We start from the raw sequence: 12120 nt of genomic DNA, 5'->3' as shown, positions 1-12120 counted from the left end.
CCGTTCGAAAGAGTTGATCATGCCCGGCATCGCCCCGCCACGCCAAGAGTCCCGGATCAAAGTCGGATTCCTGCTGTTTCCCGGCTTTCCCATGTCTTGCCTGACCTCGGCCATTGAACCCTTGCGCGCAGCCAATGACATCACCGGGACAACCACCTTTTCCTGGGTATTGCTGTCCGAGGACGGCGATGCCGTGCAATCTAGCGCAGAAATTCCGTTTCAGGCCAACTGCGCGCTGACCAACGCGCCGGACATGGACATGCTATTTCTGATGTCCAGCCCATCGGGAGAGTTCACCGCACCCAAAACCTCCAACGGGCACCTTCGAAAGATTGCAAGACACGGCGCCATCGTCGGTGCCGTCAGCGGAGGTATCTTTCCCTTGGCGCAATCTGGATTGATGGACGGGCATTCTTGTTCCGCCCACTGGTGTTATCGCGCCGCCTTTCACGAGGCATTCCCCCACTTGCACCTCAACGACAGCCTGATCCAGATGGACAAGCGCCGCTATACCGCCTCTGGTGCAGGCGCTGTGTTTGACCTGATGCTGCATGTCATCGAAGACACATTGGGCGCCACCCTGATGACCGAAGTGGCCTGCTGGTTCCAGCACCCAATGATCCGCAGCGAAGGCGTCCGGCAAAAAACACCTGCTTTTGCCTGCGACAGCACTGCAGACGGGTTGCCCCCCATCGTATCTAAGGCTGTCGAGCTTTTTGGTCAGAACCTCGCCTACCCCCTCCCGATGAGTGAGATAGCGGACCAGTTGGGCGTGTCTGCCCGCCACCTAGAACGCAGCTTCAAAGCGACGATGGGGGAAAGCCCCGGCAAGCATTATCGTGACCTGCGGATGCGGGCGGCAAGGCAGATGGTGCTTTACTCCAACGACCCCATCAGCCGGATCGCCCATGCGGTGGGGTACGAAACTTCGGCCACAATGATCCGCAACTATCGCCGCTGCTTCGGCCTCTCTCCGCAAGAGGATCGGCGCAACATGAACCCGTTTCGGGTTACCGGCACCGACAGCTTGACCCCTCCTTCAGCTCAATGACCCGATAGCTTGTATCGTGATTAGAATGGTCACGATTGCCAGCAGCGGCGCGTCACAGTCCAACTGTCTTGCCAAGATGTGTGACGGGACATGGCCGGGCTCAAGTTAGGATCAGGACTATTCCGACTTGCGCTGCCAATTCCGGATTGGCGAGGCGCAATTTCCAACCAGCGGTCTCTGCACGGGTGACAGCAGATTCACGATCTACACCCAGTCAGTTCATTCTTGTCAGTTAATTTTTTTCTTGTTAGGAAAATTATGACGTGTCAGGCAATGGCTGGCTGATCGTCTCTCTGACTATCCCAAATTGACCAGACAACGAGGGCCAAAGATGCAGAAAGATCTGACCGGAACCGACGCGTTTGTGCGTAACTGCTGGTATGTGGCCGGCCGCAGCGAAGATTTTGACCGCTCGCTCAAGGCGATGACCTTGATGGGCGACCGGATCGTTCTGTTTCGCGGCGAAGTAGACGAACCCATCGCACTTGAAGACGCTTGCCCCCATCGCAAACTGCCACTCTCCAAAGGCAGCATTCAGGGTAGCACCGTTGTCTGCGGCTATCACGGGCTGACCTTTGATTGCACGGGCAGCTGCGTCGCCGCACCTACGCAGGACAACGCCGTTCCCAAGCGCGCTATGGTACGCAGCTATCCGGTCGAAGATCGCTATGGTTTCTTGTGGATCTGGATGGGTGATGCCGAGCATGCCGATCCGGCGAACATCATCGACATCCCGAATTTTGACAACCCAACCTGGGGCAAGACGAAACGCGGCGCGATGGAGATGAAGTGCCACTACCTCTATATCATCGATAACCTGCTTGACCCCAGCCATGTCGCCTGGGTCCATCTGACATCCTTTGCAGGGGCCGGCACTGACAACCACCCGCTAGATCTGGAAGATGGCGAAGATTTCGTTGTCATCTCGCGCTGGATCAGCGAAGAACCTGCGCCGCCGTATTACGCGCAAATGCTGCCCTTTGGTGACAATTGCGACCGTAAGCAGCACTATGAATGCAGGGTGCCATCGACCGCGATCAACATGTCCATATACACCCCTCCGGGTGAAGGCGGGGCGGATAGGCCATTGTCTGAAAACGCGTTCATCAACATTTCATACAACTTCATCACGCCCGTGGATGAAAAAACTTCGCTCTATTTCTGGTTCCAACACCGCAACATGTTTGCCGACGACACGGCGATTGACGACAAGATGTTTGCGGGCGCCGTGATGGCATTCAACGAAGACAAAGAAGTGCTGGAAGAGGTACAAACTGGGATGGCCAACCGTACAACACCATACCTGAACCTAGGTTTGGACGCGGGCGCGATGCGGTTCCGACACAAGGTCGCGCACCTGAGCGAGGCCGAACAACCCGGACACGCATGACCGACTCAACCCACCTTGGAGTGACTGACCTGGCCGCGCTAATCCGTGCGGGACAGATCAAACCGTCCGAGGTGATGTCCGCCCACCTAGAGCGCATTGCCCAGTCAGGTTCGCCGAAGTACGTGTTCCAGTTCGTCGATCCATCCCAAGCCATGATGCGGGCTCAAGTAGCTGATGCTTTGCCACCCACTGGGCCGCTTCATGGTGTGCCCTTTGCGATCATGGACACCATCGACACCTGCGACATGCCCACGGGTTGGGGGGTCAAGCTGTATGAGAACCGCGTACCCGAGCAAAACGCGGCCTGTGTCGACACCCTGTTGTCCGCAGGTGCGATGCCAATTGGCAAAACAACGACACCGGCGTTTGCAATTGATGAGACCCCGAACGGAGCAGAAGCTGCGGTGGCCGAGGGCTTGGCAACATTTGCGCTATGTTCCAGGCCACCTTGTACAGACGTTATCGTAGCATACAAACCCACGCGAAAAATTTGCGATCTGCGTGGGATAATGGGGCTGTCTCACACCTTGGACACCTTCTGCATTCTCGCCCGCGATCCGCGTGATCTGAAGATGCTGCAAACCATTATTAGCTGTGATGATGATCAGAATACCGAAAGCGCTATTTCCCGCATCGGTTTCTTTCCGGGCTCTTTACAGAACGAAACCTCCAAGGTGACCTCCGCTGAGTGGCGCACCACTCACGAGGTTTCAAATTCATCGGAGTTCAAAACCTTAGCTCAAACCCATGCTACGATTCTGGCCTTTGAGGTCGCTCGGTCCCGCGCCGCCGAAGCTGCTCTTGGGCCGTCTCGCGTCGGTCAGTCGCTTTGCGATTTGGCGGCCGCGGGGGCCAGGATCAGCGACGCCAATTATGCCGAAGCTCAGCGACAAAGGAAACAAGCCCATAACCTAATGGATGATATGCTCCAGAATATCGAGGCCCTGCTTGTTTCCGCCGACCACCAGCTGTGGAGTTCCATGAACCACCCCTGTGTGACGCTTCCCGGACCCCGTGCAGGGTGCGTGCAACTGATCGGGCATCAGGGGCAAGATGCCCGACTTCTGGACATCGCTTGCCGCTTTTTTGAGCAAACGTAGACCACCGCCAGAATGCCCGGCCCAAAATCGGTTTCAATCAATCCCCCGCCTCGGCTAAGAAGGCGCTAACCCTTGTTTGCACACGCCGGTGTCGGAGGCCGCATGTCATTGAAATCTGAAATCCTGGACCTTTCCCGCCAAAACAACATTGGCGATCTGACACCTTGGTTTAACGCCCAACTGGACGCGCGTATCGAAAGCAGGGCTTTTGCCCAAGCAGACGTTCTGCGCGCCGATATGGCACGTATCTTGGCCGACTTGACCGAATACCGTGAACAGAATGGAATTGGCGCTGCCGTGATTGGCATGTCGGGTGGCGTTGACAGTGCCCTGACGGCGGCGCTGTTCAAGGCTGCAGGCTGGCGTGTGGTGGGCCACACCATGCCCATCGAGCAAAACCCCGAAGAAACTGCGCGCGGCGAAGAGGCCTGTCATGCGCTTGGCATCGAACATCACAACATTGATCTAACCCCGCAGTTTCACGCGATGGTCGAGGGACTGACCAATCTGGACCCTGCTTTGACCAATGGCGATGACGCAGGCCTGCGCATCCGGCGCGGCAACATGCGGGCACGTTTGCGGATGATCACGCTTTATGACCAGGCGCACCGCTATGGCGGGATCGTCGCCAGCACCGACAATTTCTCGGAACTGGCGGCGGGGTTTTGGACGCTGAACGGGGATGTGGGTGATGTGGCGCCGATCCAGTCACTGTTGAAATCGTGGGAAGTGCCGTGGATGTCGCGCGAAATTGGCGTGCCGGAAAAGACCTGGCGCGCAACCCCGACCGATGGTTTGGGCATCAGCGCAGGTGACGAAGCACAGCTTGGGGTCAGCTATCTGCAATGGGATCTTATGGTGCTGGCAATGGCCGACGCGTTGACCGCTGACCCGAATCTGACACGCGAGACCTTGCCTGACGCTTTGGGTTTTGGTGAGGACGTCGAGGGCAACCGGGTGCTGGATTGTGTCGCCGGTCGCTTGGGCCGGACATGGTACAAGCGCACCGGAACCTTCAACCTCGACCACCCGCGCGAAGCGCGCTACGAAGCATTGGCGGAGATTGACCGAGCCCTATTTGTACCCAGCTTGCTGAAATAGTACACTTTTTTAACAACCCTTAAGCGCGGAGCTACCAATGGCTTGGCGCCTATTTGTCTTGCCGTTGCCCATATCAACCAAGGTAATCCTAACGCTGCGGAATTGGCACCAATTCGCTGCAAAGCAGCATTTCCACTTGCGCGATCCCTCTTTGTAGATAAAAAACCACCCTATGCGTCAGGCAGGAAGTTTTTATCTATAAAAGGAGTACCGACGTGCTGGATACACCATTGGTTCGCACAGATTGGACCCGCGAAGAGGCAGAAAAGATCTATAACCAACCATTCATGGACCTGCTCTATCAGGCCCAGACGGTTCACCGGACCCATTTTGACCCCAATCAAGTTCAGCGCTCGAAACTCCTGTCGATCAAGACCGGCGGTTGCGCCGAAGATTGCGCGTATTGCAGCCAATCAGCGCGCAACGGGGCCAAGCTATCTGCCTCGAAACTGATCGAGGTTCAGCGCGTGATCGCCGAGGCCCGCAAAGCCAAGGAGGGCGGCGCGACCCGCTATTGCATGGGGGCAGCTTGGCGGTCACCCAAAGATCGCGACATGGCCGCGCTCGAGGCGATGATCCAAGGCGTCAAAGACCTGGGTATGGAGACCTGCATGACCTTGGGCATGCTGGACGACAATCAGGTGTTCCGTCTGCGCGACGCGGGGCTGGATTACTACAACCACAACATCGACACGTCCGAGCGTTATTATTCAGAAATCATCACCACTCGTACCTTTGCGGACCGGATCGACACACTCAACCGCGTCCGCGAGGCAGGCATGAAGGTTTGCGCAGGTGGTATCGTCGGCATGGGCGAACAGCAGATGGACCGCATCGACATGCTGGTCTCGCTCGCCACGCTCGAAGAGCACCCGGATTCGGTGCCAGTCAACATGTTGATCCCGATCGCCGATACGCCGCTAGCTGATGTCGAAAAACTGGACCCGATCGAGTTTGTCCGCACATGTGCCTTGGCGCGTATTCTGATGCCGAAATCGCACGTGCGTCTGTCCGCGGGCCGCACCGACATGAGCGACGAGATGCAAGCGATGTGTATCTTTGCCGGGGCCAATTCGATCTTCGTGGGCGACACGCTGCTGACCGCCGACAACCCCGAAGAGGACAAGGATGGTCAGTTGTTCGCTAAACTCGGCATTCAGGCCATGGTCGTGGGATGTGACGCCTCGAAATGACGTTTTTTGCCCGGCATGACCACGCCCTGACTGCGTTGCAGACAAGGGGTCGTTACCGCGCTCTGATCGCGCGGGCCGGGCATGACTTTGCCTCAAACGACTATCTGGGGCTGGCCGGGTCCGATGTGCTAAACACTGCCGCACGGGATGCTCTGGATCGGGGTGTTCCTATCGGCGCCGGCGGCTCTCGCCTGCTGCGAGGCAATGTAGACGAGCATGTGTTGCTCGAACGCGAAGCGGCTGCATTTTTTGGCTCCCAAGCCGCCCTTTTCATGGGCGGCGGGTTTCAGGCCAACACAGCGATCTTTTCGACCCTGCCAGGGCATGAGGACCTGGTGCTGTACGATGCGCTGATCCACGCCAGCACACATGACGGAATGAGGTTGGGCCGCGCAGAAACGCAGGCCTTTGCGCACAACGATGTGACCGCAGCTGAATGCACCATTCGCGACTGGCGCACCGCCGGAAACACTGGCCAGATCTGGATCGCGGTCGAAAGCCTGTATTCCATGGACGGCGACTTGGCCCCCCTGCCCGACCTGATGATGCTGGCTAACGCCCACGACGCCGTGCTGATTGTCGACGAAGCTCATGCCACCGGCGTCTTTGGCGACAAAGGGCGGGGACTAAGCCATGCTTTTGCCGATCGCGAGAACCTGTTGACCCTGCACACCTGTGGCAAGGGGCTTGGGGTGTCGGGCGCGTTGATCTGCGGTGCAACGACGTTGATCGACACGCTGATCAACAAGGCGCGCGGGTTCATCTTTGCAACCGCCCCCTCGCCGCTTAGCGCAGCGATGGTGCGGGCCGCGCTGACCGAACTTCGCGACAACCCCGCCCGTCAGTTAGCGGCGCAGGATTTGATGCAACATGCCCATGCGGAGGCTGATCAACACCTTGGTCTGACCGGGAACCAAAGCCAGATCATGCCGATCATCATCGGCGCGGACAAATCTACGATGGCCCTTGCCCAAGAGATGCAAAACCGCGGCTATGACATTCGCGGCATCCGCCCTCCCACAGTCCCACGCGGCACCTCACGCTTGCGGATTTCCATCACGCTCAACACGACTGCCCCGGTGATCTCGGACATGTTCCGCGATCTGGCCCAGGCGAAGGAGGCCACAGCCACATGACTCAAACCGTCATCGTCATCGTCACCGGAACCGATACCGAAATCGGCAAAACCGTCTTTTCGGCCGGGCTTACTCGCGCACTGAAGGCGACGTATTGGAAGCCGGTACAATCGGGCATCGAAACTGAAACCGACAGCCAAATTGTGGCTCGTTTGTCCGGTCAGCCCGTTATGCCCGAGGGATATCTGCTGAATCTGCCCGCCTCGCCCCATTTGTCCGCCGAGGCCGAAGGGGCCGAGATTGATCCCGCCACCCTGCCCCTTCCAACAGTCGATGGGCCGCTGGTCGTCGAAGGCGCAGGCGGGTTGTTAGTGCCACTGAACCGGCAAGTGCTCTACGCAGATCTAATCGCGGATTGGCGGGCACCGGTGATCCTGTGCGCACGCACCAAACTGGGCACAATCAACCACACATTGCTGTCGCTTGCAGCTCTGCGAGAGCGGAACTGTCCGGTTCTTGGTGTGGCCTTTATCGGTGGGCCCGAGCCGCTGGTCGAACAGACAATCATCGACTTTGGCGCTTGCACTCACCTGGGCCGCTTGCCGGTGATGGATGCTGTAACTCCAGATGCGCTGGATCAGGCCTTCGGCAACATCGACATGGACACCATCCGTCAGGGATTGACCGCATGACACCGCTTGAATTCGACCAGAAGCACCTGTGGCACCCCTACACAAATGTCGAAAAGCCGGGCCCGACCTTTGTTGCGAAAGAGGCTGAAGGGGTCTGGATTACGCTGGACGACGGCACGCGCCTGATCGACGCCATGTCGTCGTGGTGGTGCATGTTGCATGGCCACCGCAACCCGACGATCACGCAAGCAATCCATGACCAACTTGACCGGCTGCCGCATGTGATGTTCGGCGGCATGACCCATGATCCGGCGATTGAGTTGGGGAAAAAGCTGCTCGAAATCACGCCACCTTCGTTGCAGCGGATTTTCTACTGCGACAGCGGCTCGGTCTCGGTCGAAGTGGCGATGAAAATGGCGGTGCAGTATCAGCACGCTGTCGGCCATCCGGGCCGCAGCCAGTTTGTCACCACCCGCTCGGGCTATCACGGCGACACCTGGAAAGCGATGAGCGTCTGCGACCCGGTCACCGGCATGCATCACCTGTTTCAGGGTGCTCTGAGCATCCAACATTTTGTGCCCCAACCCCCAATCGCGATTGGTCAGGACTGGCCGGAAAATCCTGCCGTGAACGGCATCGCCGAATTGCGGGCTGTACTGACAGAGCATCACGCGCAGATCGCGGCGTTCATTCTGGAACCGGTCGTGCAGGGCACCGGGGGCATGTATTTTTATCACCCAGAATACCTAAACCAGGCACGCGTGTTGTGTGATGAATTCGGCGTGCTGTTGATCTTTGACGAAATCGCCACCGGCTTTGGCCGCACCGGGAGCTTGTTCGCCACCGACTTCACCGATATCGAGCCGGACATCCTGTGCATGGGCAAGGCGTTGACCGGGGGGCACATCAGCTTTGCCACCTCCATGACCAACGACCGCGTAGCGACAGGGATCGGAAACGGTGATCCAGGCGTGTTCATGCACGGACCGACGTTCATGGCGAACCCGCTGGCCTGCGTCGCGGCCAAGGCCAGCCTCGACCTGCTAGAGCAAACCAACTGGCACGCCAATGTCAGCCGGATCGAAGCCGGGCTGACAGAGCAACTGGCCCCGGCCCGCGATCTGCCAAACGTGGCCGACGTCCGCGTGCTGGGTGCAATCGGTGTGATCGAAATGGACCACCGCGTCAGCGCCGATCAGGCCCATGGCTTGGCGCATGAAATGGGTGTGTTCCTGCGACCCTTTGGGCAAAATATCTACTGCATGCCACCCTTCGTCACGTCCGACGTCGAGCTGACGTCGATCTGCGACGGCATGTTGCGATTGGCGCGGGAGCTCTGATGAAAACCAATTGGTTGCAACAATCGAATACCGCGGACGAGGTGATCGTGATTTTCGGCGGTTGGGCCTTGGGGGCTGCGCCCTTCGACCATCTGCATGGGCCGCAGGATGTGCTGTTTGTTCAGGACTACCGCGATTTTATGACCGCCCTGCCCGATCTGAGCAGCTATGCCCGAGCCACGCTTGTTGCCTATTCTTTTGGCGTGGCTTCCTACGCGCATTGGCAAGCCACCCACCCTGATCCCTTTGACCGCAAGGTCGCCATAAATGGTACGTGCACTCCGGTAAATCGTGTTACCGGAATCCCTCCGGTCGCCCTGTCGAAAACCATCGAAACGCTTTCACCGCAGGCCTATCAGCTCTTCCTTGCGCGCTGCTATGGCGTGAAACAGGAGAGTGCAGAAATTGACGTAGACGCGCGTAAAGCGGAACTAATTGCCATTGGCGAACGGGGCGATGCATCAGTGGTTGCGTTCGACCAGATCTGGATCTCTAGCGCAGACAAGATCATGCCTGCCGCCAATCAACTGCGGGGCTGGCAGGGGCAAGAAAATCGCGTCACCCAAATCGATGCACCGCATGTGCCCTTTGCGTGCTGGTCCAACTGGCAAGAGGTCATTGGCCCATGAAATCCATCGTTCTCGACCCCGATCAGCGCCGAGTGCGACAAAGTTTTCGTCGGGGATTGGCCAGCTATCACGATCATGCCGCAGCACAAGCCCAGATAGCTCGTGGCCTTGTTACTGCACTGAGAGCTCATGTTTCCGGCCCAATCGACCGCGCATTCGAATTTGGCTGTGGAACTGGCCATTTGACTGAACACCTGCGCAAGCGGTTCGACATCACCTGGATGATGGCCAATGATCTGGTGCCCGAATGTCGCGATGCAATGAAAGACACTGTGGACGCCTTTGTCGCGGGTCCGATTGAAACACTGTCCATTCCAACCAATCTGAACCTCATCTGCTCGGCCTCGGCGGTTCAGTGGATTCCCGATCAAGCGCAGCTGATGCAACGGCTGAGCGACCACTTGAGCCCCGGCGGCTGGCTGGCGCTCAGCGGCTTTGGATCTGGACAGTTTCGCGAATTGCAGGCATTAGGTTCGTCCGCTGCGGCACCAGGATATTGCGATGCCGAGGATTGGTCCGCCAAGACGCCAGATGTGCTCGATATCCTGCACTTGAAACAAGACCCGATCGTAATGTGGTTCGACGGCGCCCTGCCCCTACTCAGACATTTGCGCAAGACAGGGGTGAACGGGCAGTCCAGCGCCCGGTGGTCACGCTCAAAATTAGTCGATTTTGAACGTCGCTATGCCGGGCAATTTGGACAGAAAGGCAAGTTGCCCCTGACCTACGATCCGGTCTGGATGATCGCGCAAAAACGTTAACCCAAACGTGACAGATGACGGCGCAGCACGGCCACCGCTGTTTCGACATCGCGCCGGTTGATCGCCGCCATGATCGCCCGGTGATCCCGGTCCTCGCGTTGAGACCAAGTGCTGGAATAGGTCGCCAGCAGGTGACGCGCGCTGAGCATCTGCAAATCCGTGATCTCGGCGTTCAGACGCGGCATCGCACAGCCCGCGATGATCGCCAGGTGAAAGCGCCGGTTCTGCGCCTCCCATGTGAACAGGTTCTGCGCTTCGTCGCAGGCGATACGCGCAGCCTCGGCTTCTTGCCGCTGTTCCAGCGTCAGATGCGCGACCGAATGGCCAAGCGCCAGCGGTTCCAGCGCCAAACGCATTTCACGAATCTCGCGCATATCAGCCGGATCAAAGGGAGCCACCCGCACCCCGCGACGGGATTGGCTGACGGCAAGCCCTCGGGCCTCTAGCCGCAGCAGAGCCTCGCGAACAGGTACATGGCTGGTCTCGAACGTGCGCGCGATGTGATCTTGGCGCAGCTTGGTGTCGGCCTGCAATTCACCACGCACGATCTGATCGGTCAGTGACTGAACGATCTGGTCGGAAATGGTCTGCTTGGTGGCCAATGTCATGTCGATACTGATAGAAACCAAGGGGCCAAAGGGCAAGCAGCTTTGGGTGTTTTCAGGCTTTCGCGTCAGAGGTTTGTCTCCTTGGATCGCGCTTAAAACTGTGCGGCCCAGAACCGGTACCGATCTTGCCCCGTGACCTCTCGGATCAGGCCAAGATCAGAAAAAAGGTTCAGGTTCCGGCGCGCCGAGGGGCGTGAGCAACCGGTATCTTCTGCAAGCAGTTCCCCTGAGACGATTGGGTATTTCATCATCGTTTCGATCAACACTCCGGGCGTGCGCCCGGACAAATGTCGCGTGGCGTGTTCCGCCCGGCTGCGCCAATCCGCCAACCGCTCCAGTTCCATGTTTGCGTGCAGTGCCCCTTGCCGAATGGCTGTGAAGAAAACTGCCAATCGAGCCTCGGCCCCGCCTGCGTTTTCAGTCAAACCGTGACGGTCAAAACGATGGCTTTCCGACAACGGCAAGAATGTGGCCGCATCCCCCAAACCGTCGCGACCCAGTATTATGGCTGCAATCGTCGGTTCTAACAGCTCGTCCCAGGGCGTGATGTCGTGCGCGCGCCACTGTGCAAAGGCGTAAGCAGCGCGCGTCAGCGGATGCGCCGCCTGCAGCGATGCTACTGAATCCGACCAATCCTGGCCAATCGCCTCAAGCTCAAACCCGGTTGGCCGCCCCTCACCCGGTAGATCTTGGGCCGCGGTCTGATGGATGCGCCCAAGAAAATGGTGGGCGCCGTCCATAGGTCCCCCACCCTGCACCGGCCGAGCCATCAGACGGCGCATGGCCCAACTGGCGCGTGACAGATCACGGGCGGTGTCACCGGTGGCAATGCGCAATGCCTGATAGAGCGCAATACGTTCCGGTCCCATCCAAACGCCTTCGCTGCGAAGAACCGCCGAAACCGTCGCAAGCGCAAATCGCTCTTTCACCTGTTCTGGGAAATGGCGCAGCCGCTCAGCGTATCGTTCCACGGCTTGTGCAGTTGCCAACAATTCCCGGTATTGGCTGCGCTCAGCCTCGAGCCAAACAGAAGCATCCAGGCTCATTGGTCTGGGAGCTATAGGCCAAGGCGTATCGGCAGATTCGCCCTCGTCTGATGGACCGGGCAGGAACCACAGATCCTCTTCGGCTGGGTCGTCATCTGGGTCGTAAGGTGATTGCAATAGGATTGAACCCCCAAGATCAGCGCACAACTACGCCCCCAAGTTGGTAGCAAATGAAAACGGCCCCGCCAATTGG

Annotated in this window: 12 protein-coding genes; 10 read left to right on the top strand and 2 right to left on the bottom strand. The window is 58.4% G+C overall.

From position 1 onward, the window contains the following. Nucleotides 1-19: 19 nt before the first annotated feature. The 10 genes from G6R15_RS12655 (at nucleotide 20) to G6R15_RS12610 (ending at nucleotide 10273) form a co-directional block, all read left to right on the top strand. Nucleotides 20-1051, top strand: a complete 1032-nt coding sequence (locus G6R15_RS12655) for a GlxA family transcriptional regulator (RefSeq protein WP_164660184.1) — start codon at nucleotides 20-22, stop codon at nucleotides 1049-1051. A 331-nt stretch (nucleotides 1052-1382) separates the two neighbouring features. Further along, nucleotides 1383-2441: an aromatic ring-hydroxylating dioxygenase subunit alpha gene (locus tag G6R15_RS12650; RefSeq protein ID WP_164660183.1), complete on the top strand. Its 1059-nt coding sequence runs from the start codon at nucleotides 1383-1385 to the stop codon at nucleotides 2439-2441. Then, nucleotides 2438-3541, top strand: coding sequence for an amidase family protein (locus G6R15_RS12645; protein WP_164660182.1), 1104 nt, complete (start codon nucleotides 2438-2440; stop codon nucleotides 3539-3541). The genes G6R15_RS12650 and G6R15_RS12645 overlap by 4 nt, the downstream gene beginning before the upstream one ends. 102 nt (nucleotides 3542-3643) lie before the next feature. Continuing rightward, nucleotides 3644-4642 (top strand): NAD(+) synthase, encoded by a 999-nt coding sequence (nadE, locus tag G6R15_RS12640; protein ID WP_164660181.1) that lies wholly within the window; start codon nucleotides 3644-3646, stop codon nucleotides 4640-4642. 218 nt (nucleotides 4643-4860) lie between these two features. Then, nucleotides 4861-5835 carry a biotin synthase BioB gene (bioB, locus tag G6R15_RS12635; protein ID WP_240336759.1) on the top strand — a complete coding sequence of 325 codons (975 nt, stop codon included), beginning with the start codon at nucleotides 4861-4863 and terminating at the stop codon, nucleotides 5833-5835. Then, nucleotides 5832-6971 (top strand): 8-amino-7-oxononanoate synthase, encoded by a 1140-nt coding sequence (locus tag G6R15_RS12630; RefSeq protein ID WP_164660179.1) that lies wholly within the window; start codon nucleotides 5832-5834, stop codon nucleotides 6969-6971. Before bioB ends, G6R15_RS12630 begins: the two co-directional genes overlap by 4 nt. Next, a complete protein-coding gene (gene bioD / locus G6R15_RS12625; RefSeq protein WP_164660178.1) occupies nucleotides 6968-7603 on the top strand; it encodes a dethiobiotin synthase in 636 nt (211 codons plus the stop codon). Before G6R15_RS12630 ends, bioD begins: the two co-directional genes overlap by 4 nt. Next, the gene (gene bioA, locus G6R15_RS12620) at nucleotides 7600-8883 is read left to right on the top strand and encodes an adenosylmethionine--8-amino-7-oxononanoate transaminase (RefSeq protein ID WP_164660177.1); all 1284 of its coding nucleotides are present in this window, start codon (nucleotides 7600-7602) and stop codon (nucleotides 8881-8883) included. The genes bioD and bioA overlap by 4 nt, the downstream gene beginning before the upstream one ends. Continuing rightward, nucleotides 8883-9512 (top strand): pimeloyl-ACP methyl esterase BioG family protein, encoded by a 630-nt coding sequence (locus G6R15_RS12615; RefSeq protein WP_164660176.1) that lies wholly within the window; start codon nucleotides 8883-8885, stop codon nucleotides 9510-9512. Before bioA ends, G6R15_RS12615 begins: the two co-directional genes overlap by 1 nt. Further along, nucleotides 9509-10273, top strand: coding sequence for a methyltransferase domain-containing protein (locus G6R15_RS12610; protein ID WP_164660175.1), 765 nt, complete (start codon nucleotides 9509-9511; stop codon nucleotides 10271-10273). The genes G6R15_RS12615 and G6R15_RS12610 overlap by 4 nt, the downstream gene beginning before the upstream one ends. Here G6R15_RS12610 and G6R15_RS12605 read toward each other — a convergent pair. Then, complete coding sequence (locus G6R15_RS12605) at nucleotides 10270-10881, bottom strand: GntR family transcriptional regulator (protein WP_205520514.1); 612 nt, start codon at nucleotides 10879-10881, stop codon at nucleotides 10270-10272. The genes G6R15_RS12610 and G6R15_RS12605 overlap by 4 nt on opposite strands. Before the next feature lie 92 nt (nucleotides 10882-10973). Next, nucleotides 10974-11927 carry a helix-turn-helix domain-containing protein gene (locus G6R15_RS12600; RefSeq protein WP_164660174.1) on the bottom strand — a complete coding sequence of 318 codons (954 nt, stop codon included), beginning with the start codon at nucleotides 11925-11927 and terminating at the stop codon, nucleotides 10974-10976. Nucleotides 11928-12120 lie beyond the last annotated feature (193 nt).

Source organism: Tropicibacter sp. Alg240-R139, assembly GCF_900537075.1.
Taxonomy (GTDB): domain Bacteria; phylum Pseudomonadota; class Alphaproteobacteria; order Rhodobacterales; family Rhodobacteraceae; genus Falsiruegeria.
This window is presented reverse-complemented; position numbering and strand designations above follow the sequence as displayed.

Excerpts from the sequence above, each read along its gene's own strand:
- G6R15_RS12650 (WP_164660183.1), top strand. The coding sequence starts at position 1,383 with ATGCAGAAAGATCTGACCGGAACCGACGCGTTTGTGCGTAACTGCTGG.
- G6R15_RS12605 (WP_205520514.1), bottom strand. The coding sequence starts at position 10,881 with ATGACATTGGCCACCAAGCAGACCATTTCCGACCAGATCGTTCAGTCA.
- bioA (WP_164660177.1), top strand. The coding sequence starts at position 7,600 with ATGACACCGCTTGAATTCGACCAGAAGCACCTGTGGCACCCCTACACA.
- G6R15_RS12600 (WP_164660174.1), bottom strand. The coding sequence starts at position 11,927 with ATGAGCCTGGATGCTTCTGTTTGGCTCGAGGCTGAGCGCAGCCAATAC.
- G6R15_RS12645 (WP_164660182.1), top strand. The coding sequence starts at position 2,438 with ATGACCGACTCAACCCACCTTGGAGTGACTGACCTGGCCGCGCTAATC.
- G6R15_RS12655 (WP_164660184.1), top strand. The coding sequence starts at position 20 with ATGCCCGGCATCGCCCCGCCACGCCAAGAGTCCCGGATCAAAGTCGGA.
- nadE (WP_164660181.1), top strand. The coding sequence starts at position 3,644 with ATGTCATTGAAATCTGAAATCCTGGACCTTTCCCGCCAAAACAACATT.
- G6R15_RS12610 (WP_164660175.1), top strand. The coding sequence starts at position 9,509 with ATGAAATCCATCGTTCTCGACCCCGATCAGCGCCGAGTGCGACAAAGT.
- bioD (WP_164660178.1), top strand. The coding sequence starts at position 6,968 with ATGACTCAAACCGTCATCGTCATCGTCACCGGAACCGATACCGAAATC.
- G6R15_RS12630 (WP_164660179.1), top strand. The coding sequence starts at position 5,832 with ATGACGTTTTTTGCCCGGCATGACCACGCCCTGACTGCGTTGCAGACA.
- G6R15_RS12615 (WP_164660176.1), top strand. The coding sequence starts at position 8,883 with ATGAAAACCAATTGGTTGCAACAATCGAATACCGCGGACGAGGTGATC.